Genomic DNA, 23,186 nt, shown 5'->3' with positions numbered 1-23,186 from the left:
GAGCCGCCGCCTTTGCTGGATCTTTGGGTTGTGGCGGCATCGTCAGCGGACGCCCAGACAAGGATCAGCCCTTGAGCGCGAGTACGAAGGGCAGCACCGATTCCGCCCCGGCCAGGAGGAGCACGCGGCCCGCCACCGTGAGGGTCCAGCGGCTGTCGGCGAGGTCATCGACCAGCAGCACCGGGCCTCGGTTCTGCGCCAGCCACTCTTCGCCGCCGTCGGGGACCTGGAACTGGTCCCAGACATCGGCCAGCCGGAAGGCGCTGTTGCCGCCGGGGCCGCTGCGTGGGCCGCCGTGCGGGACAGCGAGTTCGCCGAGGTACGGCAACTGGCCAATGTCCGAGAGCCCGCGGGCCAGCGACTGCACCAGCAGCGGACGGCTCCGCGACGGCAGATTCACGACGGCCACCGGCCGCTGGGCCCACCCCCACTGGGCCAGCACCTGCACGCAGGCATTGAGCATGCCGGCGGGCACCTCCCGGTCCGGGGCATCGGTGCCAAAGACCTCCCGCAACTGGCCGCCCCAGCCCAGATCCGTCAGGCGGGCCAGCGCCCGGCCGCTGCCGTTGGCCTCGGCCGGCGGGATCTTGCCCTTGACCGGTACACCCAGTTTGTCCATTCCGCTGGGCCACATGGCCCGCGGCTCCAGTTCGACGCCGGCCCGCTGCAGGGCGGCTCCGGCGCTCTCGGTGGCTTCGGCCGCGACACTGTCCGAGTACCACGGCCCGGCGCAGTTGTCGCAGCGGCCGCACGGAGCGGCCGCCGGGTCGTCCAACGCGCTGGCCAGGAATTCCATCCGGCAGCCGGAGGTGTTCTCGTAGTCCAGCATGGCGTTCTGTTCCGCCACCCGGGCCTGCGCAATGCGCCCGTAGCGCTCCGCGTCATAAGCCCAGGGCTGGCCGGTCCCCTCCCAGCCGCCGCTGACCTTGCGCACCGCGCCGTCCACGGACAGGACCTTGAGCAGCAGTTCCAGCGGCGACCGCTTCAGGTTCACCAGCGTCTCCAGCGCCGCGGTGGACAGCGCCGTGCCCGGCGCGGCGAGCTCGCGCAGCACCGCGGTGGCGGTCCCCTCGTTGGGCATCGACGCGGTGGCGAAGTACTCCCAAATGTCCCGGTCCTCGGTGCCCGGCAGCAGCAATACGTCCGCGTTGGGGGTGCCGCGGCCGGCACGTCCCACCTGCTGGTAGTAAGCCACCGGGGAGCTCGGTGCACCCAGGTGGACCACGAAGCCCAGGTCCGGCTTGTCGAAGCCCATACCGAGCGCACTGGTGGCCACCAGCGCCTTGACCCGGTTCTCCTTCAGCGCAGCCTCCGCCTGTTCCCGCTCGGCGGGATCGGTGCGGCCGGTGTAGGCGGCCACCTCATGGCCGGCCTCGCGCAGCAGCCGGGCCGTGTCCTCGGCGGCGGAGACCGTGAGCGCGTAGATGATCCCGCTGCCGGGCAGGTCATTGAGATGGGTGAGCAGCCAGCCGAGCCGGGCACGCGGACTGGCCAGCCGGAGCACCCCCAGCCGCAGCGAGGCACGGGCGAGCGGCCCCCGGATGGTGAGTACCCCGCCGTCGTGCTCCCCCGCGGAACGCACGCCGAGCTGCTCCTCGATGTCATGGACCACGCGCGAATTGGCGGTGGCCGTGGTGGCCAGCACCGGCACCCGGTCCGGGAGCTGGCCGATCAGGTCCCGGATACGCCGGTAGTCGGGACGGAAGTCATGGCCCCAGTCGGAAATGCAGTGCGCCTCGTCGATCACCAGCAGGCCGGAGCTGCCCACCAACTGCGGCATCTGCTCGTCCCGGAAGCGCGGATTGTTCAGCCGCTCGGGCGAGACCAGCAGCACGTCCACCGTGTTTGCGGCCAACTGCTCCTGGATCTGACCCCATTCCAGCTGATTGGCGGAGTTGATGGCGGCGGCCCGCACGCCGGCGCGTTCTGCAGCGGCCACCTGGTCGCGCATCAGCGCCAGCAGCGGCGAGACAATCAACGTGGGACCGGCACCCCGGCGGCGCAGCAGCAGGCTGGCCACGAAGTAGACCGCCGACTTGCCCCAGCCGGTGCGCTGGACCACCAGGGCCCGGCGTCCGCCGGAGACGAGCGCCTCCACCGCCTCGAACTGGCCGTCGTGGAACTCCGCCGCGTCATGACCCACCAGGGCCCGCAACAGCGCCGTGGCCTCCTGGCGCAGCGCACCGCCATCCGGCCCGGCCGCCGCCGTTTCCAGTGTGGCGATGTCCGCCGCCGCCATGTCCGTTGTCCCGTCGATCCGCTCAGCCATGCTGCCCAGTATTCCAGCCGCAGCTGACAACCTGTCCCTTTTCCACAGGAGCCCCTTATAAGCTGTTGGGGTGAGCAGCATAGATCTTGGCCTGTCATTCAAGGCCTACGACGTCCGTGGGATCGTTGGCGAGAGCATTACCGCCGCAACCGTCGAGGCGACCGGGGCGGCCTTTGTGGACGTGCTGTCCCTGGCCGGGCAGACGGTGCTGGTGGGCGGGGACATGCGCCCGTCCTCACCGGAGTTCGCTGCCGCGTTCGCCCACGGCGCAGCCGGCAGGGGCGCAAACATCCTGATGCTGGGACTGATCTCCACCGACGAGCTCTACTATGCCTGCGGCTCCCTCGACGCAGCCGGCGTAGTGTTCACCGCCAGCCACAACCCGGCCCAGTACAACGGCATGAAGATGGCCAAGCCCGGCGCCGTTCCGGTTTCCTCCGACACCGGCATGTTCGAGATCCGCGACCGCGCGCAGAAATACCTGGAGACCGGCATTCCCGACGGCACCGAAACGGGGGCCATCACCGAGACCAACGTGCTCTCCGGCTATGCCGGGTACCTGCGCTCCCTGGTTGACCTGACCGGCATCCGCCCGCTGAAAGTGGTGGTTGACGCGGGCAACGGCATGGCAGGCATGACCACTCCCGCCGTGCTCGGCGACGGCCTCCTGCCGCCGCTGCCACTGGAGATTGTGCCGCTGTACTTTGAGCTGGACGGCACCTTCCCCAACCATCCGGCCAACCCGCTGGAACCCGAAAATCTGGTGGACCTGCAGGCCGCCGTCCGCGAACACGGGGCGGACATCGGCTTGGCCTTCGACGGCGACGCTGACCGCTGCTTTGTCATCGACGACACCGGGGCCGTGGTCTCCCCCTCGGCTATCACCGCGCTGGTCGCCCGCCGGGAGATCGCCCGCGCCCAGGCCGCCGGCGAGGAGCACCCGGCCGTGATCCACAACCTGATCACCTCGCGCGCCGTGCCCGAAGCGATTTCCGCTGCCGGCGGCCGGGCCGTGCGCACGCGGGTGGGCCACTCGTTCATCAAGGCGCACATGGCGGAGGAAAAGGCCGTGTTCGGCGGCGAACATTCCGCGCACTATTACTTCCGCGACTTCTACAACGCCGACACCGGCATGCTCGCCGCCATGCATGTGCTGGCCGCGCTCGGCGAACAGCAGGCTCCGCTGTCCGAGCTGGCCGCCGAATACGATCCCTACCACGCCACCGGTGAACTGAACTCGCAGGTGGAGGACAAGGCCGCCGCCGTCGCGCGGGTGCTGGCCGACTTCGCCCCTGCGCTGGCAGCTGATCCGGCCGCGGGCGGAACCGCCGCCACCGCCGCCACCTGCCCCACCGCCTACGCGGGAACCGGGGTGAGCGTGGACCGCCTCGACGGCACCACCGTGGTGGCCGACGACGGATCCTGGTGGTTCAACCTGCGACCCTCCAACACTGAACCGTTCCTGCGCCTGAACGCCGAAGCCACCAACCCGGCACTGCTCCACACCCTCCGCGAACACGTCTTGGCCCGCGTCCGGGAAGCCGCATGAGTGCGTCCTGGCGCGACGGCATTCCGTCCGAGGTTCTTGCCGACATCGATACGCTGTTCGGCACCGGGTTGGGCGTGGCCCAGGAGCAGTTGGCCGACCACGGAGCGTTCCTGCCCGCGGCGCTGGTCACCACACTCGACGGCGGACTGCGCCTGGTGGTGGTCTCGCCCGATGACCTCGACGCGGAGGCCACCGAGGCGGCCGAGGTCAACGTGGACGGCATGATCGAGGATCTCTATGCCACGCTGCGGCAGGAACGCGGAGACTTCCGCGCCGTCGCGGTGATCAGCGACATCTTCCTGCCCGAAGAGGACGCTGACGCGATCCAGATAGCCGTGGAGCACTCTGCCGGCGTCGCCGTCTCCGCCATCCAGCCCTACCATCACGACGACGACGGCAAGTGGAGCTACCCGGACCCCTTCGTGGACCCGCAGGAACGCCTCGTCTGGCCCGATCAGGAACCTGCCGAAGAAGCAGGCCCGGCGGAGGGCTGAGCAGGCTGCCGCGCCCCGCCGTCGTCGGCATAACCAACGGCTGGCGCCACCGTACCAACGCGCCCGCACCGTGACTGGCGGCACAGCGGCAGCTTTTGTCAAGAGCTGACCGCTAATATTGCAAGCATGCGTATCAATGCCTTCTCCGATGTGTGCCTTCGGGCACTGATGCTGCTCTCCGCGGCCCCGGACGGGGAATTGATGACCACGCAGGCCATTGCCGACGGCGTCGGAACGCCGTACAACCACGTCAGCAAGGCGGTGCTAAAGCTCCGCGGGCTGGGACTCATCGAGGCGGTTCGCGGCCGGTCCGGCGGCGTGCGGATCAGCCCTGCCGGACGGGCTGCCACGGTGGGCGGCGTGCTGCGCACCCTGGATGCGCGCGAGGACCTGGTGGATTGCGAGTCCGCCCACGGCGATTGCCCCATGAACAACAACTGCGGGTTGCGCGGCGCATTGCGCCGGGCGCGCGAGGCTTTTTACCGCGAACTCGACTCCGTAGTGGTCTCCACATTGCCGCATCAGTCACAAATGGAACCCGTGTTTGTGACCTTGCTCACCCGCCGTCCGGCCTGATCCGCACCGTTCCGCCAATCTTTTCTACGAGGCGTAGAAGTTTGGATTTAAACCAGCATTTGCGGTGCTACTTTGATTCCGTAACGATCATTTCCAGCAAGGAGTCGCAATGCTCTCGGAGAAATCCCGCCCCATCATCGAAGCCACCCTGCCCCTCGTCGGCGAGCGGCTCGGGAGCATCACCCCCAACTTCTACTCGCGAATGTTCGCAGCCCATCCGGAACTGCTGGACGGACTGTTCAGCCGCGCGAACCAGCGCAACGGTGAGCAGCAGAAGGCTCTGGCCGGATCGATTGCCGCCTTCGCCTCCGCGTTGGTCGCCAACCCCGACCTGGTGCCGGAGCAAATGCTCAGCCGGATCGCCAACAAGCACACCTCGCTGGGCATCACCGAGGACCAGTACCAGATCGTCTACAAGTACCTCTTCGAAGCGATTGCCGAAGAGTTGGCCGACGTGATCACGGCAGAAATCGCCGAAGCCTGGACCGAGGTCTACTGGCTGATGGCGGACGCCCTGATCAAGCTGGAGAAGGGCCTTTACGCGCGGCAGGCCAATGACAAGATGTGGACCCCGTGGAAGGTGGTGGAGAAGAACCCGGCCGGCACCGGCTGCATGACCTTCGTGCTGGAACCGGCCGACCACACCCCCGCCACCGTCGCCGTCCCGGGTCAGTTCGTCTCGGTCAAGGTCACGCTCGCAGACGGGCTGCGCCAGGTCCGGCAGTACTCGCTCAGCTCGGACGTCGAATCCACCACCCGCCGGGTCTTCACCACCAAGCGCGACGACGGCGGAGAGGTCTCCCCGGTGCTGCATAACGACGTGCAAGTGGGCGACGTGCTGGAGCTGTCCAACCCCTACGGCGACGTCACCTTGGACGACGGCGACGGGCCGCTGGTCTTCGCCACCGCCGGCATCGGCTGCACGCCGTCGGCCTCCGCGCTGCGGTTGCTGGCCGCGCAGGGTTCGGACCGCGAAGTGATCGTGCTGCACGCGGAGAAGAGCCTGGACGCCTGGGCCCTGCGCGAGCAGATGACCGAGGACGTGGAAAAGCTGGACGGCGCCAACCTGCAGCTGTGGTTGGAAGAGCCGACGGAGGGCTTCAATGCGGGCTTCATGACCCTGCAGGATGTGGTACTGCCGGCCGATGCCTCGGTCTACGTCTGCGGCCCGCTGCCGTTCATGAAGTCGATCCGCAGCCAAGCGATCGACGCCGGCATCCCTGCCACCAAGGTCCATTACGAGGTCTTCGGCCCGGACCTGTGGCTGGCGTCGGCCAACTAGGGCAACTGCCGCCGGATCAAACCGGCGGCCACCTCCAGCGCATCCCAGGAGTCCCCTGTCCCCCTTCCTCCCGGGGTGCAGCGGCTGAGATGCCGCACCATGCCGGCGGCCCGGCGGAAGTCACCGGCCGCCGGCATTTTCGTGTCCGGAAGCGGCCGGGAGCTGTGGCCGCCATATGTCGCTCCGGGTACTATCTGGCCCCGGTGGTCTAGACCGCGGAGCTTTGGGCCGCGCGAAGGTCCGGGGCAACGGGCCTCCGGGGCGCCGCCATGGTCCGGTCGGGTGATGGGCACAGGAGTTAAAAGGGATGAGACCCCGGCGCATTGGCGCGGGGTCTCATCCCTTGAGCCTCCGGGGAGGCTGCTGTTTAGTCGCTCAGGCGAAGCGGGCCTGAAGCTGCTTCAGTTCGGCGGCCAGTTCGTCGGGCAGCGCGTCGCCGAAGCGGGCGTACCACTCCTCGATGCCCTTGAGCTCTTCCTTCCACTCGGCCGGATCCACCTTGACGGCTTCTTCCACCTGCTCCGGAGTCATGTCCAGTCCGGTCAGGTCGATCGACTCGCCGGTCGGGATGTACCCAATCGGGGTCTCCTTGGCGTCCGCGGTGCCCTCGATGCGCTCGATGGCCCACTTGAGCACGCGGGAGTTCTCGCCGAAGCCCGGCCAGGCGAAGCCGCCGTCGGCCGTGCGGCGGAACCAGTTGACCAGGAAGACCTTGGGCAGTCGCTCCGGGTTGGCCTTGGCCTCGATGGTGCCCCAGTGCTTGAGGTAGTCGCCGGCGTTGTAGCCGATGAAGGGAAGCATGGCCATCGGGTCGCGGCGGACCACGCCGACGGCGCCGGATGCAGCCGCGGTGGTCTCCGACGACAGCGTGGAGCCCATGAAGATGCCATTGGTCCAGGAGCGGGCCTGCGTGACCAGGGGGATGGTGGTCTTGCGGCGGCCGCCGAAGAGGATCGCGTGGATCTCCACGCCGTCCGGGCTGTAGTACTCCTGGGCCAGCATGTCGATCTGCGAGATCGGCGTGCAGAAGCGCGAGTTCGGGTGCGCGGCGGGACGGCCGGAATCCGGCGTCCAGTCGTTGCCCTCCCAGTCGGTGAGGTGAGCCGGCACTTCCTCGGTCATGCCCTCCCACCAGACACCGCCGTCGTCGGTCAATGCCACGTTGGTGAAGATGGAGTTGCCCTTGGCGATGGCGCGCATGGCGTTCGGGTTGGTGCCCCAGCCCGTTCCCGGCGCTACGCCGAACAGGCCGTACTCCGGGTTCACGCCGCGCAGCTCGCCCTCCTTGCCGATGCGCATCCAGTTGATGTCATCGCCGAGGGTCTCGGCCTTCCAGCCTTCGACGGTGGGATCCAGCAGCGCCAGGTTGGTCTTGCCGCAAGCAGAGGGGAAAGCGGCGGCGACGTTGTAGGCCTTGCCTTCCGGACTGGTGAGCTTGAGGATGAGCATGTGCTCGGCCAGCCAGCCTTCGTCACGGGCAATCACCGAGGCGATGCGCAGGGCGTAGCACTTCTTGCCCAGCAGGGCGTTGCCGCCGTAGCCGGAGCCGTAGGACCAGATGGACCGCTCTTCCGGGAAGTGCACAATCCACTTCTCCTCGTTGCACGGCCAGGCGACGTCCGCCTCGCCGGGCTCCAGCGGGGCGCCGACGGAATGCAGCGCGGGGACGAAGAACGCATCCTCGGCTTCCATCTTGCGCAGCACATCGGTGCCAATCCGGGCCATGATCCGCATGGAGGCGACCACGTAGGCGGAGTCTGTGATCTCCACGCCAAACTGCGGCTGCTCAGCATCCAGCGGACCCATGACGAACGGGATCACATACATGGTGCGTCCGCGCATGCTGCCGGCGAAGCGTTCCGTAAGGATCGCCTTCATCTCGGCGGGGTCCATCCAGTTATTGGTGAACCCGGCGTCGGCTTCCTTCTCGGAGCAGATGAAGGTCCGCTCTTCAACGCGGGCGACGTCCTTAGGGTCGGAGGAGCCGACGAAGGAGTTCGGGAACAGCTCGGGGTTCAACCGCTGCAGCGTTCCGGCCTCGACCAGGTGGTCGGTCAGACGTGCGTATTCCGCTTCGGAGCCGTCCACCCAATACACAGAGTCGGGCTGCGTCAGCTCGGAAACTTCGGCAACCCAGGCCAAAAGCTTTGCATGTGTAGTTGGGGCGTCCCCAAGTGTTTCCTCAAGAACCGGCTGACGCGTTGTATCGCCCATGACTCATCCCTTTCTTGGGCCAGTGGTGTGTATCGATGCTATGGGCCACCGGCTAGACCAGTCGGGGGCCGGACAACCCGTCTCGGCGGGGTCGAGTAGGATGAGCCCCGCGATTCCGGGGATTTTAGATGTGACCGCCGTCAAATATGTGATTAAGGTCATATAGACCGGTCTAGTTCACATGGCGTCGTGGCCGAGTGGGACGGCCCCCAGCAGCCCACAAGCGCGGAATTCCAGGCCGGAACGGGGCCTAGGCCCCTCGATTTGGCGACCGCCCGGTAAACACGCTACAGTTGTATCCGGCCGCGAGGCCAAGCGCCCATAGCTCAGCTGGATAGAGCGTCTGTCTACGGAACAGAAGGCCGGGGGTTCGAATCCCTCTGGGCGCACCAACTGATGCGGCCCGGTCACCGACCGGGCCGCATTTTTTCTGCCCTCTGGCGACATGTCACACCAGCGACGCCCTGCGGTGTCTTCCTTGCAACCCCCCGGTTCCGGGGAAGCGACAAGGAGGACCACATGGCACGCATCCCCCTAAACCACGAACCCAGCCTGTTCTTGCGGATCATGACCGGCTACAGCAAGCGCAAGTACGGCAAGGTGCTGGATCCCGGCCTGGCCATGATGCACAACCGCCGGGTGCTGTTCGCCTGGCTGCGCCACGAAACCGCCGTCGGCAAGCTCCACTCCGTTCCCCCCACGCTGAGTGCACTGGCGGTGATGGGCGCCTCCGCGGCGGTCGGGTGCAGCTGGTGCATGGACTTTGGCTACTGGGAGTACCACCACCAAGGCGTTGATCCGGCCAAGCTTCGGTCCGTCCCCGAGTGGCGCACGGCCACCGTGTACAACCAAGCGGAGCGCGACGTGCTGGAATATGCGGAGGCCATGACGGCCACGCCGCCGTCCGTTACCGATGAACTTGTGGTTAGGCTGGGGCAACCTGGGCCCGGCGCAGCTGGCCGAACTGACGTACCTGATTGGCGTGGAGAACCAGCGCTCCAGGGTGAATGCCGCCATGGGCCTGACGAGCCAGGGCTTCAAGGAGACGTGCAGCATTGGAGGCTGAAGTGACGACGGAGTCGAACCTTGATGTGTTCCAGCAGTACCGGGGGCTGCTCTTCGGTGCGGCCTACCGACTGCTGGGCAGCGCGGCGGATGCCGAGGACGTAGTCCAGGAGGCCTGGCTGCGCTTTGCCGAGGTACCCCTCGAGGAGGTCCGGGAGCCTCGTGCCTACCTGCTGCGGACGGTGACTAATCTGGCGCTGAACCAGATCCGCACGCAACAGCGGCGCAGGGAAGACTACGTGGGCCCGTGGCTGCCCGAACCGGTCAGCAGCCTGCCGGATACTTCGGCAGCCCCCGCCCCCGACGAGGCCGCGGTGCTGGCAGACGACGTGTCGCTGGCCATGCTGGTGGTCCTGGAACAGCTTTCACCGCTGGAGCGCGCCGCCTACATCCTGGGCGAGGTCTTCGGTTATCCCGCGCCGGAGATCGCCAGCACGCTGGACCGCTCTCCGGTCGCGGTGCGGCAGCTGATGTCCCGTGCCCGCGCGCATGTGGCCAGCCGGCAGGCCAGGAACCAGGTGGATCCGGCCCTGCACAAGCGGATCACCGAGCAGTTCCTGCGCGCGGCCAGCACCGGGGTGGTCGAGCCGCTGCTGGGACTGTTGGCGCCCGACGTCGTCCTCACCAGCGACGGCGGCGGGCAGAAGTCGGCCGCACTGCGGCCCATTCTGGGGGTGGAGAAGGTGCTTCGCTTCCTGCTCGGTGTCACCAGCAAGCCCGACACCCCGTTCCAACTGCACGTGGCCGAGGTCAACGGGCTGCCCGCCCTGGTCGCCGTCGATGCTGACGGCGCAGTGGATACGGTGGCGAGCTTCAGGATCGACGGCGGGCTGGTCCGGGAGATCTACCTGGTCCGGAACCCAGACAAGCTGCGCCACATCCGCGTCTAGCAACCCGCCCCAAACCACGGACGATCCGCCGCCAGAGAACACCCTTTTCAGCCGAGCGGTCCCGACAGTAAAGCGACCTTGACGTAAAGGTGACTTGTCTGTAAAGCTTCCTTGACAATGAAGGGCTGCAACGGAAAGCGCTTCAGTCCACAGAAAGGGAGCCTGCATTGAATGACAGGACAATTGCGCGGAGTCGATGGGGACAGGCACGCTTTGGCGGCGGTTCCGCGACGTTGTTGAGTGCATCGCTGGCGATCGGTGTACTCATCTCCGCGGGTTTAGGCGGGCTTTTCGTGCTGCTGGGTGATGTAGGGCGTCCGACGCTTGCGTTCGCCGTCGTAGTAGTCGGTACTCTGCCGGTCTCGGCAACACTCGGATGGGTAGTCCTCGTTGACCGCTCAACTCTTGCTGGAGCGCTCGACAAGCCGGACGATTCCATCGAATCCGCGTGGTACCAGAAAGCTACGAGCGGGGCGTTCGGAGACATCCTCGTAGTTGGCGGGCTGGGCGCCGCCGGGTTCTCCTTCACGGGACTCGAAGCGCCAATCGGCTGGATTCTCTCCGCGGTGGTGCTTTTTGCCATGCTCGACTTCGCAGCGCGCTACCTGTGGCTGAAGAAATCCGCTGCCTGATGCAGAACACGCTTCCACAGCACCGCCAAAAGTTAGGTTGGTCGCAGCAGCGTTTGGCCGATGAACTTGGAGTATCGCGTCAGACCATCATCTCCATCGAGAAGGGCCGGTACGACCCATCGTTACCAGTCGCGTTCAGGATCGCGGCCGTCTTCCAATGCAGTATCGAAGACCTGTTCACACCTCAATGACTGTGGCAGTCCCTCATCAAGCCGATGCGGATGAACCCGCCTCTGAGCGGTCGATCGGGCGGAAGCGGAGTTAGCGCAACACCACGAAGTTGGTGACCGCTGCGTCGCGTCCGTCCAGTTCGGCCCAGCTCTTGGCATGCTGGAGCACCGTCAGCCCGGACGTCGGGTAGTGGGTGGCCATATCCATCACGGCCTCCTCGTCCGAGTCCACCGACGCCAGACGCATCGCCAGATCCTGCACCGCCGGCATGTGCGCCACTACCAGCAGCGAGGTGATCGTGTCCGGCAGTTGGTTGATCTCGGACAGCACGCGGGCCCCCGGCGAGTCATACAGTTCGTCGGAAAGCATGGGCGTCGGCGCCTTCTCCCCCAGCTCATTGCACACCCAGGTGCAGGTCTGCCGGGTCCGCAGTGCCGACGAGCACAGGATGAAGTCCGGAATGGAGCCGTGCTCCACCATCCAGCGCCCGATCAGCGGCGCCTCGTCGTGCCCGCGCTTGGCCAGCGGCCGCTCATGGTCCTCCACCCCCAGCGGCCACGCGGCCTTGGCGTGGCGCATGATCATCAGCTTCTTCAGGTGGTGGTCGTTCACACCACGAGTGTAGTAGCCCCCTTGCCAGCGCTACGACGCGGTGCAAGGCTCGGCACATGCCTGAGCAAACACTCGAAGCGGACGTTGTGGTGATTGGTGCCGGCGCGGTCGGCGAGAACGCGGCGGAGCGCACCGCCAATGGAGGACTCAAAACCATACTGGTGGAATCGGAACTGGTGGGCGGCGAATGCTCCTATTGGGCCTGCATGCCCTCCAAGGCGCTGCTTCGCCCCGGCACGCTGCTGCAGGCCGCCCGCAGCGTCCAGGGCGCCGCCCAGGCCGTGACCGGCGGCCTGGATGCAGCCGCGGTGCTGTCGCGCCGGGATTCGTTCACCTCCAACTGGGACGACTCCTCCCAGGTGAAGTGGGTGGACGGGGCGGGCATCGAATTGATCCGCGGCACCGCCACACTCAGCGGTGCGCGGGAAGTGACAGTGACGGACGACGACGGGACGCAGACCCGCATCGCCGTGCGCCACGCCGTCGTGCTGGCCACCGGATCCGTCCCCACGGTGCCGCGGGTGGAGGGCTTGGATGGGATCGAGTTCTGGGGAACCCGCGAGGCCACTTCCGCCCGGGAGGTTCCGGAGAGCCTGCTGGTGCTGGGCGGCGGCGTCTCCGGCTGCGAGTTGGCCCAGGCCTACGCCCGGCTGGGCACCGACGTCATGCTGGTGGCCCGCGGTGATTTGCTGGCGAAGTTTCCCGAACCGGCCCGGCGCCTGGTGGAAGCCGGCTTGCGCCGCGACGGGGTGCGGGTTTGCCTGCACACCGCCACCTCCCGTGCGGATGCGCACGACGGCGGAGTCACCCTTTCGCTGGCTGCGGCGGGTTCGGACGGGGAGACAGGGACGGCGGACACGGTCACCGGAGCCAAACTGCTGGTCTCCAGCGGACGGCATCCGGCCCTGGCCGGGCTCGGCCTCGAGGGGCTGGGTCTGGATCCGAAGCACCTCGGCGTGGACGCCAGCGGCCGGGTCGCCGGCGTGGACGGCGGCTGGCTCTACGCGGTGGGCGATGCGGCCGGCAAGGCGCAGCTGACCCACCAGGGCAAATACCAGGCCCGCGCCACCGGAGAGGCGATCTCGGCCCGCGCCGCCGGCGGGCTGGACGGCGATCCGGAACCGTGGAGCCGCTATGCCAGCACGGCCGACGACGCGGCGGTGCCCTCAGTGGTTTTCACCGACCCGGAGCTCGCTTTCATCGGCCTGACCGAAGCCCAAGCCAAGGAGCGCGGGCTGAACATCTCGACCACCGAACTGCCGATCGCCGTCGCCGGCTCCTCGCTCTACGCCGACGGCTACCAGGGCTGGGCGCAGATGGTGGTGGACGAGGAGCGCAAGGTGATCGTGGGCATGACCTTCGCGGGCCCCGGCGTCGGCGAACTGCTGCACGCGGCCACCATCGCCGTGGTCGGCCAAGTCCCGCTGGACCGACTCTGGCACGCCGTCCCCTCCTACCCCACCATCAGCGAAGTCTGGCTCCGCCTGCTCGAAAAATACGGCCTGTAGCCCCGACTGCTGGAGCGGCGTAGAGATGCAGAGACAACAAAGCACCCCGGCTCCCGAGGAATTCGGGGGCCGGGGTGCAAAAGGCGAGAAAAACTAGATCGAGTACTCCGGCGCAGCCCAGACGACTACTTCCGGGTGCTCGTAGAACCGGTAGCCCTGGCCGCGTACGGTGCGGACGGTGTTGGCCAAGCGCCCCAGCTTCGACCGGAGCCGGCGGATGTGCACATCGATGGTGCGCTCGTTTGGAACTTCCTCGGCGTTCTTCCACAGTCCGGAGAGCAGCTCTTCGCGGCCCACGGTCCGGGTGGCGTTCTCCACCAGGTAGTTGAGCAGTTCGAATTCCTTGAACGTCAGGTTCAGGGTCTCGCCGTCCAGGTGCACCTCGCGGCGGGACAGATCGATCAGCACGCCGCTGGGCCTGCTGGCATGCGAAGCCTGCTGCGGCTGGCGCTGGATCTCCACGGCCGGGGTGCGCGGACGGCGGCTGACGGTGGGGTCGCCGAGGGCTTGGCGGACCACGTCGATGTTCTCGCCCGGGGCGTCGGCCGGGGCGAGGGCTACCGCCCCGTGGGTCTGGGCATCTGCGGCAAGCGACTGCACATAAGCGCGGACCTGTGCGGCCAGCTTGCTCAGCGTGGTTCCCTGGGCAGCGGCGGCCTCCTCGTCGAGGCCCACGTAGAGAACAAACCCGCGGGCAACGGTGTCGTTGGAGACGGCCTGCGGGCCCGGAATTCCATTGGGGGTGACCACGGGAGTCGGTGCCGTGGTCGGATTGGCGGCACCGGCGTCGTACTGGCCCGGAACCGCACGCAGCACGCGGTAGGGCTGCTCACCTTGGTGCGGCTGCCCGGCGAACTGCTGGTGCGCCCCGGAGGCCTGGCGCTGGGCGGCGGCCGCACGGTTCTGTGCGTTGCGGACGGAGATGTGGACGTATCCGGATGAAACTGACATTGAGAACCTCATGTGTGAATGGCCGTCATCGCGGCGCGAATGCATGGCATGCCCGCACGGGATGTGTTTCTGGCGCCCGCCATTGGACAGTTGAATTGCCTGGATAACTCTGGGGGTGGTGAGTTAGGCCTGCATTCGGCAACAGTCCATCAGTCCGCCGGGAGACACCCCGTAACTGAAGGCTGCGGCTGCAGATGCTGTTGCGTTGTTGTTCACAACCATGAGTTTCCTCGTAACAAAGCTTACGTGCAAGTAATATAAGCCTGCTTATCTCACATAGTGAGATGAAATGCCCGTTTTGTGTGGGGGATCACAGCAAGAGGGGTGAATAAATATGAATCCAAAGTGGATGCTTCAGGCTTTAGCCGCATAAATATTCACGAGTAAGGCCCAATGGGCGCAATGCGGGCGAAGTAGGACGAAAACGCTTGCGTTCGCAAGGTGTCCAAAATGTGGACACACATCGTGCGCGAGTGCGCAGGTGGGAGGCTGGGGCACCGGCGACGCTGGCCGCAACCGCATGTGCACCGGCAGCGCTGGCCCGCGCTTTTCGTCCAGGGCAGCCGCCCAGAGGCCAGTCAGCCGGTGGTCAGGTGGCCGGAGGGGGCATCCGGCTAGAGCCAGGCGGCCGGTGGTCAGGCGGCCGGGGGCGTCCGGCCAGAGTCCCGGCCCAGTCGGCCAGTGGTCAGCCGGCCACGCCGTAGAGCCGGTCGCCGGCATCGCCGAGTCCGGGCACGATGTAGGCCTTCTCATTCAGCCTCTCGTCGATGGAGGCGACCACGATGGAGACGTTGGTGTCCTCCAGCTCGTCGCGCAGCGCCTGCAGCCCTTCGGGAGCGGCGAGCAGGCAGATGCAGGTCACGTCGGCGGCGCCCCGGGCAAAGAGGAACTTGATGGCTTCGCGCAGCGTACCGCCGGTGGCCAGCATCGGATCCAGCACGAACACTTGGCGTCCGGTGAGGTCGGCCGGCAGCCGCTCGGCGTAGGTGATCACGTCCAGGGTTTCCTCGTTGCGGGCCATGCCCAGGAACCCGACTTCGGCGGTCGGCACCAGCTTGGTCATCCCCTCGAGCATGCCGAGGCCGGCGCGCAGGATCGGCACCACCAGCGGGGTGGGCTTGGTAAACGCGGTGCCGATGGTCCGGGTCACCGGCGTCTCGATCTCCACCGGCTCGGTGCGGACCTCGCGGGTTGCCTCGTAGGCAAGCAGGGTCACCAACTCTTCGGTGAGTTGGCGGAAGACGGGCGACGGAGTGGTCTTGTCGCGGAGAACGGTGAGTTTGTGGGCAACAAGAGGATGGTCCACTTCGAGTACGCGCATCACATAAAACTACCGGCAGCCGGATAGCAGGGACAAACATCGGGCCTGCCAGAATGGTGGCATGGGCCCGATTGATCCGCAGCACCACCACTGGATGGGCCTTGCCCTGGACCAGGCCCGCCTCGCGCTGGAAACCTTCGATGTCCCGATCGGCGCGGTGGTGGTGGGGCCCGACGGCGGGGTGCTGGGTTCCGGACGCAACGAACGGGAGGCGCTCCACGACCCCACCGGCCATGCCGAGATGGTGGCCATTCGGGAAGCAGCCCGAAAGCTCGGAACGTGGCGGCTGGACGGCTGCACCCTGGTGGTCACCCTGGAGCCATGCGCCATGTGCGCCGGTGCCACTGTGCTGGCCCGGATCCCTACGGTGGTCTTCGGCGCCTGGGACGAAAAGGCCGGCGCCGCCGGCAGCGTCTTCGACATCCTGCGGGAGCGGCGGTTGAACCACTGGGTGGAGGTCTACCCCGAGGTCCGGGCCGACGAGTCCGCCGCCATGCTGCGGGCCTTCTTTGCGGGCCACCGCGGCGATCTCCCCCTCTGACAAGGCCCTCGGCCTCACCGTTTTGGGGCTCAGGCCCAACACCGGGTAAAGTTGACGCGTTGGTGACGTGTCCGAGCGGCCGAAGGTGCAACACTCGAAATGTTGTTTGGTGTAACAGCCAACGTGGGTTCAAATCCCACCGTCACCGCCAGCTAAGAAGGCCCCGGATTCCCTTGTAAACAAAGGGAACCGGGGCCTTTGCCTTTGCCTTCCAAACTCCATGGCAGCTGCACAGTTGTAACGGAGATCCGTCCAGCTGGTCTCTTGGGCGAAGGTTTCACGGATCCTTCGCCACGCCGACCCGCACATGCAAGCGGCTCAGCCGGCGCCCTCGGTTGCCGTGCCCAGGGCGAGGCCGTCCTCGATGCCGCCGAGCGAGACCGTCGCGCTCATGAGCGTTTCGGTCATCTGTTCCAGCACGGTCATGTCCACGTTCTCGATGGTGTCGCAGGCCTCGTGGTAGCACTCGTCGTACTGTTCCCCGGCCTGCCCGCCGAACGTGAGCGCCTCTGCCTCGCTCTTGGTCCCCGCGTCGCCGGTGAACAGGCCCCCGGCCGGGATACCGCCCTGCACGAAAGCGTCGTAGTCCGAGTCCTCGATGAACCCGAACGGCAGCGCCTCGACCCCATCGGCACGCAGGATGTCCACTAAGACTTGTTCGACGGCGCCCGATCCCTCGGGCCCGGCCTCCTCGGTGTCCGAGCCATCGCCGTCGTAGACGTACGCCACCGCGTTCGGTGAGCCGACCACGTCCACGTTAAGGTACGCGACGTGCGCAGCGGACTCCGCGCGCGAGAGCTCCTCGACGTAGTGCTCCGAGCCGTGCATTCCGTCCTCTTCGCCGCCCCAGAACGCGAACCGGATCCGATCCCGCGACACAGCACCCTGCTCCGCGAGCCTGAGCGCGACCTCGAGCACCGCGGCCACCCCGCTGCCGTTGTCGTTCAGTCCGGGTCCTTCCTCGACCGAGTCCAGGTGCGCGCCGAGCACCAACACGCCTCCCGAGCCGCTGCCTGTATCGGCCAGGATGTTGAATGCGTCCACGGGGTTGCGCCGACCATAGCTGAACTCCTGCCGCCGAGGCTCGTACCCCGCCGCGCGCAACTGCTCCTCGACGTAGGCCGCTGATGCCTCATAACCCCCGGTGGCATCGGCCCGGTTCCCGCCGTTCGCATCCGCCGCCGCCTGCAACGCCTCCAGATGCCGCGTCAACCCGCTGGGCTCCACCACCTCGCGCACGACTGCAGGGTCCGGCGGGGCCTCCACCTGCACCGGCGTCCGCGGCTCGTCCGCACAGGCGGCAACGCCGCCGATCAGTGCCGCGCACAGCGCAGCGGCCCGTAGGCGGGTGCGTTGATCAGGATGATTCTGGAAACGCCGCGGAACGGATTCTGCACGTCGCATGTCGACTCCCCCAATCCTGCGTCCTGGACGCAGGTCGCTTGTCCGGCAGACCCGGCCCCCGTCGACTCCGCAGCGGAACCGGCGGGCGGAGCCGTTGTTCCACCGTGGTGCGGACGATGGGACCTAACAAGTTGCTTGCAATACCTCCACTGTCGGGCCGGGCCATAAGACCCTACTGTGGCCAAACTGTGAAAAAGCTATGGAACTGGCCGGCAACGACGGCGGGAAGGCTCATAGGTGAGGGTCTCCCTGCTGGAATCTCAATCGCGTCTCCCTTTGACCTGGCTCCCGCCATGCCCTTGAAATTGACGCCCAAAGTAGCCCATCATTTCGCTTCATAGTGGATCGACCGACCGCTCAGCAGGCAAAGCGAGGAAAACGGTGGAGCAGTGTCATATCTCCGACGACGGCGCCGCGGCCTGCCCCCGCGGTTCAGGCCCCAGCGGCTCCTCCAGGACTCTGACGATCGACCAATTGCTACTTGAGAGCCGCAGCGGGCTTGAGCGTGTTCACGCTGCGGATCTTGAGCAGGAGATGGCAGCGGGCGCGCTCGTTATTGACACACGGCCGGTCGATCAGCGAGACCGCGACGGTGACCTTCCGGGAGCGGTCGTCATTGACCGAAACGTTCTCGAGTGGCGGCTCGATCCTTCCAGCCCCCACCGGCTCCCGATCGCTGACGACCCCGCTCGCCGGATCGTGGTCGTCTGCAATGAGGGCTACAGTTCCAGCCTCGCTGCCCACACCCTGCAACGGCTGGGGCTGACCCGGGCGACCGACCTGATCGGCGGTTTCCAAGCTTGGGCAGCGCTGGCAAGCAGGCGGACTAAATGACTTGCCTGCCCTACATCCACTCCTAGAACCGCGGATTGCGTATCGAAGGCTTGCCCTGCTTAAGAGGTTGTCATTTTCGAACTGAGTCCGAGGTGAGGCTGTGTCCAGGAATGGCTGCTGCAGTTGCCTCTGGCTGAAGGCCGGAGAGCCATTCAGCGGCCACGCTCAATACACGTCCAGGCTCTGACGTCGCTACAATCACCGAGTTCTTGCCCCGACGTGAAGTGGTGATCATTCGGGCACGAAAGCCGTCGTTGTTCGCTTCATGCCAGACACGGATCACCAATGTGGTGACGGTAGCTGTCGCGAAAAGATCGTCATTAGCCACGTTTTGACACCCCTCCCCATCAGTCGACGTCAGTCACTGAGTGTTTGCGACCTATTGATTCCGACCTTAAGCAGGCTGACTATGAACCCGCTGTGAAAGGTCTGAGGCTTGATTTGTCTGGGCCGATGCCGGAGTCAGTTTGCCGGTTTGATGACGTAGCCGGCACCGCGGACGGTGTGAATCATCGGCTCACGGTCGACGTCGATCTTCTTGCGAAGGTAGGAAATGTACAGTTCCACGACGTTGGCTTGGCCGCCGAAGTCGTAGTCCCAGACCCGGTTCAGAATCTGCGCCTTGCTCACCACGCGGCGGGGATTCTCCATCAGGAACCGGAGCAGTTCGAACTGGGTGGCGGTGAGCTGGAGATCTTCCCCGGCGCGGATGACTTCCCGGGTATCCAGATTCAGGGTCAGATCTCCGACCACCAGCGTCGAGCTATTCGCCGCGGCTGCGCCGGATCGCTGGACGAGCCGGTGCAGCCGGAGCATCACCTCTTCCAGGCTGAAGGGCTTTGTGACGTAGTCGTCAGCTCCGGCGGCCAGACCTGCGATCCGGTCAGGGACTGCATCCCTTGCGGTGAGGAACAGCGCGGGCACGTCCGGCGCGAAGGCACGGATCCGGCCAAGCGCCGCGACTCCGTCGATTCCGGGCATCATGACGTCGAGCACTAGGACATCGGGGCGGCGTTCGCGGGCGAGGCGGATCGCCGCGTCGCCGTCGGCCGCCACGGACACGTCCCAGCCGATCATCCGCAGGCCCAGGCTGACCAACTCGGCGAGACTTGCCTCATCATCCACTACGAGTGCGCGTATCGGCATTCCATCCGGGTGCCGCAACCGGGGGAGGCTGTCCACAAAGGAGTGTGTGGGGTTCTCGTTCATGTGCATGCCTTTCACCGTCGTGGTTCCGGATGCCAGCCAAGAGCGCCGGCCTGGTCAGGGGGTATCCGTCAGGATTGTGGGCCGGGGACCCGGCTCGGGGCCGGGAAGGCGGATGGTGAATTCGGTTTCGCCCGGCCTGCTGCGCACGCCAAGGCGACCACCGTGCGCAGCGACAATGGCCGCCGCGATCGACAGACCCAGTCCGTGCGTGCCGCCCGAGCGGGCGGCATCCGGCCTGGTAAAGCGTGAAAAGATCCGGTCGATGAAATCGGATTCGATGCCGCGTCCATTGTCGGCGACGGTGACGACGGCGCCGCCGCCCGGATCCTGGGACAGTGAGGTGACCACCGACGTTCCCGGATCGGTGTGCCGGTGCGCGTTGGTCAGCAGGTTGATGAGCGCCTGCCGGAGCTGGCCCTCGTCGCCGCGCACGGTCACCGGCATTTCGGGCAGTTCCAGCCGCCAGGAATGGGCGGGAGCGGTGACTTGGGCGTCACTGACGGATTCGATCACGACCTGGGTCAGATCGACCTCGGTTTCCTGCGGCCGATGGCCCTCATCCAGTCGCGCCAGCAGCAGCAGGTCCTCGACCAGGGACGTCATCCGCCTGGACTCGGACTCGACTCTCTCCAAGGACAGCCGGCCGTCCGGGCTGAGCGTCTCCGTGAGCCGGAGCAGCTCGGCATACCCCCGGATCGAGGCCAGCGGCGTCCTCAGTTCGTGGCTGGCGTCAGCCACAAACTGCCGGACATTGGTTTCGCTCTGCTGACGCGCCGCAAGGGCGCTGGCCACATTGTCAAGCATGAGGTTGAAGGCCTTGCCCACCCGGCCCACCTCCGTCTCCGGAACGGCCGCGTCCGGGGGAATTCGAACGGCCAGGGCGACTTCGCCCTTATCCAGAGGAAGCTCCGATACTTGGGTGGCGACGGCGGACAAGTCCTCCAAGGGGCGCAGCGTCCGCCGGATGATGACCATGCCCAGCAGCCCCGTGGCGATCAGCCCGGCGCCGGACACGATCATGGTGGTGGCCGTCAGGGAAGCCAGGATGTTCTCCTTGCCCGCCAGCGGCAGTCCGGTAACGATGGTGCTGCCGTCTTCCGGGTCCCTGTCGGCAACCAGACGGTATTTGCCCACGGAGAGCAGGTGGTCAGTCGGCGGCGCATTTATCGCCAAGGTGGTGAGGACTGCAACGTCCCCCGCAGGCAGATTCTGCCTGCGGCCGTCTGCCGTGAGCAGCGCGGCGCGCCTGACCTCACCATCCCGGATACGGGCGTTAAGGGTGCCGGCTCCCTGTGCGGGAATGTTCAGCAGGTCTGGGGAGTCCGCCTCGGGCGCTCCGCGAAATAGCATCCCGAAGCGGATGGCGCGGTTCGAGGCTTCCTCGAGCTGCTGGTTTAACTGACCTGTCAGATAAACGCTCATGACCCCATACCCGACAACACCCACCGTCGCGGACATGATGGCCAGCAGCGTCAGCGTGGCCAGCAGAAGTTTGGCGCGCAGCGGCCAGGACTTAAGCGGGCTGCCCCGGTGTGGGCCGCGTCCCTTACGCTGCGCTGCACCGGATCCAGCCACAGATCCGCCGGTGTTGGCTCCCGCCCAGGACCAGTCCATCTTGGCTGACCCGGTCGGGGGCAGCTGCGGAGCCGTCGACGGGAAGGGCGGTACCTTGACATTCCGCATCGGCTGTTTCTCTCACAGGTCGTCGTGAACTGGTAGGACGTGGCCCGGCTGCGAAACAATCAGTCGTTCTCCTGCGGCCTGTCTCGAATAGTACCTGCGCGGCAGCCGCGCCGGAATGGTTACAGCGGCCCCCGCCGCTGGAAGACGTTTGGTGCTATCCGCTTCACCCACGGGAGTACCAGCGAGGCCTACACCACGGTTACCACGGCCGTGGCCAGGACGAACCACGGACGCTGCTCGGGTTGCCGGAACGCGGCCGGCGCCGGCTGCTTGTCTGTAGTCATGGTTGATTCCTTTGCGGTGGGCTCGAAGTCACCCGCCGAGGGCCCTCGGCGCGCCTGCACCCATCATTGGGTCGCTCCGTTGCGAGAGGCTGTGTCCAACCTGTGGTTCAGCTGTCAACGGCCAAACCGCGGTCTCTGCCGAAGGCAACTGAAGTCATCTTCCGGGAATGGCTGCACGCGCGTAGCTTGATCTTGTCCAGCAACGTCCACTCTCGTGGACCACATGCACCAATCCAATCTGATCTTTGGAGTTCGCCATGGCACTCTTACTCATACTGCACCGCGTTGCCAACTACGACGCGTGGCGAGAGGTCTACGATTCAGTGGCAGACCTGCAGAAATCCGCCGGAGTAACCAGGGAGTCCGTGCACCGCATGGTCGATGACCCGAATAACGTACTCGTGCTCCACTACTTCGATTCAGTCGACCAGGCTCGCGCCTTCACGACACTCCCGGAACTAAAGGATGCTATCCAGCGAGCCGGCGTCCAGGGCGAACCGCGCTTCGAGTTCTACGCATAGAAACACCTGTCCACGAGTTGGCGCACGGTGGGTGTTAGTGCTCGGTGCCTTCCGCAACAGCCTTCTTGGCGTTCTTCTCGGCGCGCAGGGCCTCCGTCTCGTGTTGTTCCTCGGTCTTTTCCTGATGAATAACCTTTGCGAAGAGCTTCTCCATCTCCTTGGCCACGCCAGCAGCTGAGGCAGGGTTCTGGCCGGTCACCAGGCGGTCGTCAACCACGACCTTTTCCTCAAAGACATCGGCAAAGACGTGGGTAGCGCCCTGTTCCTCTAGTCGGTCAGCCAAAAAGAACGGGATGACCTTGTCCTTGCCTGCGGCGACTTCCTCGTCGTTGGTGAAGGCGGCCACTTTTCGGCCCTCCACGAGGCGGAGCCCGTTGGCCAGTTCTACGTTCACAAGCCCGGCCGGTCCGTGGCAGACCGCTCCCACCAGGCCGCCGGCGTCATAGATGCTGGCCACCAGGTTCTGCAGACCCTCGCTGTCCGGGAAGTCCCACATGGTGCCGTGGCCTCCGACGAGGAAGACGGCGTCGTACTGGTCGGGATTAACGACGTCGACGCGGGCAGTGTTGTAGAGGCCGGCTCTCGTGGCCTCGTCCTTCGTGAAGGCAACTTGGATGGGATCATCCGAGTCCACCTCGTCCTGCGGGGGCTGGCCTCCCTGGATGGACGCGAAGTCGACGAAATGCCCGGAATCCTTGAAGACTTTCCAGGGACGTGCTGCCTCGGCCACGTTGTACCCGGTTTTCTCTCCGGTATCGCCGATCTCGGAAACGCTGGTCAGAACCATGAGGATTTTCTTCATGAAGTGCTCCTTTCGTCCGACTTCCACCCTACGCCCCGTCCTGTCCGGCCATCGGGTGACTCCGCGACGAATGATCGGTGGAGACCGCGCGCAGCGGGCGTAGCCTTGGTTCATCACAGTCCGTGCGGTACAGGAGGTAAGAACGTGGGCGACCCAGGCAAGACCTTGAAGCCGACCACTATCGGCCGCGTCGTTTCGGTGACTAAAGCCAACGGGGACGAGTACGTAGGTGCCCTGGCGGCTTTCCGCCGGACCGAGGACGGCAAGGGGTTCCTGGTTTACCTGCAGGGAGTGGGTCAACCCGTCGAGGTGCCGGCCGATGGGTCCGTATCCGTTCACCAGCGGGCGGTCTAGCGACCAGCAGCGAACAAGAG

At 66.1% G+C, this 23,186-nt stretch carries 23 protein-coding genes and 2 tRNA genes; 15 read left to right on the top strand and 10 right to left on the bottom strand.

The window, feature by feature from the left end:
- Positions 1-64: 64 nt before the first annotated feature.
- Complete coding sequence (locus tag AB0N75_RS04785) at positions 65-2,239, bottom strand: DEAD/DEAH box helicase (protein ID WP_364646002.1); 2,175 nt, start codon at positions 2,237-2,239, stop codon at positions 65-67.
- Positions 2,240-2,339: 100 nt separating this feature from the next.
- On the opposite strand from AB0N75_RS04785, the gene manB reads away from it, so the two are divergent.
- From manB to AB0N75_RS04765, 4 genes are all read left to right on the top strand, one after another.
- Complete coding sequence (gene manB, locus AB0N75_RS04780; protein ID WP_364645855.1) at positions 2,340-3,818, top strand: phosphomannomutase/phosphoglucomutase; 1,479 nt, start codon at positions 2,340-2,342, stop codon at positions 3,816-3,818.
- Positions 3,815-4,312 carry a hypothetical protein gene (locus AB0N75_RS04775; protein ID WP_364645852.1) on the top strand — a complete coding sequence of 166 codons (498 nt, stop codon included), beginning with the start codon at positions 3,815-3,817 and terminating at the stop codon, positions 4,310-4,312. The genes manB and AB0N75_RS04775 overlap by 4 nt, the downstream gene beginning before the upstream one ends.
- A 126-nt stretch (positions 4,313-4,438) precedes the next feature.
- Positions 4,439-4,888 carry an Rrf2 family transcriptional regulator gene (locus AB0N75_RS04770; RefSeq protein ID WP_364645850.1) on the top strand — a complete coding sequence of 150 codons (450 nt, stop codon included), beginning with the start codon at positions 4,439-4,441 and terminating at the stop codon, positions 4,886-4,888.
- Positions 4,889-4,997: 109 nt separating this feature from the next.
- A complete protein-coding gene (locus AB0N75_RS04765) occupies positions 4,998-6,170 on the top strand; it encodes a globin domain-containing protein (RefSeq protein WP_364645847.1) in 1,173 nt (390 codons plus the stop codon).
- Between the two features lie 375 nt (positions 6,171-6,545).
- On the opposite strand, the gene AB0N75_RS04760 is transcribed toward AB0N75_RS04765, so the two are convergent.
- On the bottom strand, positions 6,546-8,384 hold the full coding sequence (locus AB0N75_RS04760; protein ID WP_364645844.1) for a phosphoenolpyruvate carboxykinase (GTP): 1,839 nt from the start codon (positions 8,382-8,384) through the stop codon (positions 6,546-6,548).
- Positions 8,385-8,699: 315 nt separating this feature from the next.
- Here AB0N75_RS04760 and AB0N75_RS04755 point away from each other — a divergent pair.
- The 5 genes from AB0N75_RS04755 (at position 8,700) to AB0N75_RS04735 (ending at position 11,162) form a co-directional block, all read left to right on the top strand.
- A tRNA-Arg gene (locus tag AB0N75_RS04755) sits at positions 8,700-8,776 on the top strand.
- A 127-nt stretch (positions 8,777-8,903) separates the two neighbouring features.
- A complete protein-coding gene (locus AB0N75_RS04750; protein WP_364645841.1) occupies positions 8,904-9,455 on the top strand; it encodes a carboxymuconolactone decarboxylase family protein in 552 nt (183 codons plus the stop codon).
- Entirely contained in the window at positions 9,452-10,339 is an 888-nt protein-coding gene (locus AB0N75_RS04745; protein WP_364645838.1) for an RNA polymerase sigma-70 factor, read from the top strand. Before AB0N75_RS04750 ends, AB0N75_RS04745 begins: the two co-directional genes overlap by 4 nt.
- 167 nt (positions 10,340-10,506) lie before the next feature.
- Complete coding sequence (locus AB0N75_RS04740) at positions 10,507-10,971, top strand: hypothetical protein (protein ID WP_364645835.1); 465 nt, start codon at positions 10,507-10,509, stop codon at positions 10,969-10,971.
- A complete protein-coding gene (locus AB0N75_RS04735) occupies positions 10,971-11,162 on the top strand; it encodes a helix-turn-helix transcriptional regulator (RefSeq protein ID WP_364645999.1) in 192 nt (63 codons plus the stop codon). Before AB0N75_RS04740 ends, AB0N75_RS04735 begins: the two co-directional genes overlap by 1 nt.
- 70 nt (positions 11,163-11,232) lie before the next feature.
- On the opposite strand, the gene AB0N75_RS04730 is transcribed toward AB0N75_RS04735, so the two are convergent.
- The gene (locus tag AB0N75_RS04730) at positions 11,233-11,754 is read right to left on the bottom strand and encodes a histidine phosphatase family protein (protein ID WP_364645832.1); all 522 of its coding nucleotides are present in this window, start codon (positions 11,752-11,754) and stop codon (positions 11,233-11,235) included.
- Positions 11,755-11,810: 56 nt separating this feature from the next.
- Here AB0N75_RS04730 and AB0N75_RS04725 point away from each other — a divergent pair, with 56 nt between their 5' ends.
- The gene (locus AB0N75_RS04725; RefSeq protein WP_364645829.1) at positions 11,811-13,262 is read left to right on the top strand and encodes an NAD(P)/FAD-dependent oxidoreductase; all 1,452 of its coding nucleotides are present in this window, start codon (positions 11,811-11,813) and stop codon (positions 13,260-13,262) included.
- Between the two features lie 93 nt (positions 13,263-13,355).
- On the opposite strand, the gene AB0N75_RS04720 is transcribed toward AB0N75_RS04725, so the two are convergent.
- Positions 13,356-14,213, bottom strand: coding sequence for a winged helix-turn-helix domain-containing protein (locus AB0N75_RS04720; RefSeq protein WP_364645826.1), 858 nt, complete (start codon positions 14,211-14,213; stop codon positions 13,356-13,358).
- Between the two features lie 685 nt (positions 14,214-14,898).
- The gene (gene upp, locus AB0N75_RS04715; RefSeq protein ID WP_127513313.1) at positions 14,899-15,534 is read right to left on the bottom strand and encodes a uracil phosphoribosyltransferase; all 636 of its coding nucleotides are present in this window, start codon (positions 15,532-15,534) and stop codon (positions 14,899-14,901) included.
- Between the two features lie 61 nt (positions 15,535-15,595).
- Here upp and AB0N75_RS04710 point away from each other — a divergent pair, with 61 nt between their 5' ends.
- The gene (locus tag AB0N75_RS04710) at positions 15,596-16,075 is read left to right on the top strand and encodes a nucleoside deaminase (RefSeq protein WP_364645823.1); all 480 of its coding nucleotides are present in this window, start codon (positions 15,596-15,598) and stop codon (positions 16,073-16,075) included.
- Between the two features lie 61 nt (positions 16,076-16,136).
- Positions 16,137-16,226: transfer RNA gene (locus tag AB0N75_RS04705), tRNA-Ser, on the top strand.
- 167 nt (positions 16,227-16,393) lie between these two features.
- Here the strand turns inward: AB0N75_RS04705 and AB0N75_RS04700 are convergent.
- Complete coding sequence (locus tag AB0N75_RS04700) at positions 16,394-17,479, bottom strand: M20/M25/M40 family metallo-hydrolase (protein ID WP_364645820.1); 1,086 nt, start codon at positions 17,477-17,479, stop codon at positions 16,394-16,396.
- Positions 17,480-18,013: 534 nt separating this feature from the next.
- On the opposite strand from AB0N75_RS04700, the gene AB0N75_RS04695 reads away from it, so the two are divergent.
- Entirely contained in the window at positions 18,014-18,313 is a 300-nt protein-coding gene (locus AB0N75_RS04695) for a rhodanese-like domain-containing protein (RefSeq protein WP_364645997.1), read from the top strand.
- 70 nt (positions 18,314-18,383) lie between these two features.
- Here the strand turns inward: AB0N75_RS04695 and AB0N75_RS04690 are convergent, their stop codons facing one another.
- From AB0N75_RS04690 to AB0N75_RS04680, 3 genes are all read right to left on the bottom strand, one after another.
- Entirely contained in the window at positions 18,384-18,641 is a 258-nt protein-coding gene (locus AB0N75_RS04690) for a hypothetical protein (protein ID WP_364645817.1), read from the bottom strand.
- A gap of 134 nt (positions 18,642-18,775) precedes the next feature.
- Complete coding sequence (locus AB0N75_RS04685) at positions 18,776-19,522, bottom strand: response regulator transcription factor (protein WP_364645814.1); 747 nt, start codon at positions 19,520-19,522, stop codon at positions 18,776-18,778.
- A 54-nt stretch (positions 19,523-19,576) separates the two neighbouring features.
- Entirely contained in the window at positions 19,577-21,205 is a 1,629-nt protein-coding gene (locus tag AB0N75_RS04680) for a HAMP domain-containing sensor histidine kinase (RefSeq protein ID WP_364645811.1), read from the bottom strand.
- A gap of 541 nt (positions 21,206-21,746) precedes the next feature.
- Here AB0N75_RS04680 and AB0N75_RS04675 point away from each other — a divergent pair.
- The gene (locus tag AB0N75_RS04675; protein ID WP_364645808.1) at positions 21,747-22,010 is read left to right on the top strand and encodes a hypothetical protein; all 264 of its coding nucleotides are present in this window, start codon (positions 21,747-21,749) and stop codon (positions 22,008-22,010) included.
- A 34-nt stretch (positions 22,011-22,044) separates the two neighbouring features.
- Here AB0N75_RS04675 and AB0N75_RS04670 read toward each other — a convergent pair whose 3' ends face one another.
- Complete coding sequence (locus tag AB0N75_RS04670) at positions 22,045-22,812, bottom strand: type 1 glutamine amidotransferase domain-containing protein (protein ID WP_364645805.1); 768 nt, start codon at positions 22,810-22,812, stop codon at positions 22,045-22,047.
- Positions 22,813-22,956: 144 nt separating this feature from the next.
- Here AB0N75_RS04670 and AB0N75_RS04665 point away from each other — a divergent pair, with 144 nt between their 5' ends.
- The gene (locus AB0N75_RS04665) at positions 22,957-23,166 is read left to right on the top strand and encodes a hypothetical protein (protein ID WP_364645802.1); all 210 of its coding nucleotides are present in this window, start codon (positions 22,957-22,959) and stop codon (positions 23,164-23,166) included.
- Positions 23,167-23,186: the final 20 nt, after the last annotated feature.

This window comes from Arthrobacter sp. NPDC089319 (genome assembly GCF_040684925.1).
Lineage (GTDB): Bacteria > Actinomycetota > Actinomycetes > Actinomycetales > Micrococcaceae > Crystallibacter.
Note: the sequence above shows the minus strand (reverse complement) of the source record. Positions and strands in the feature narration are given on the sequence as shown.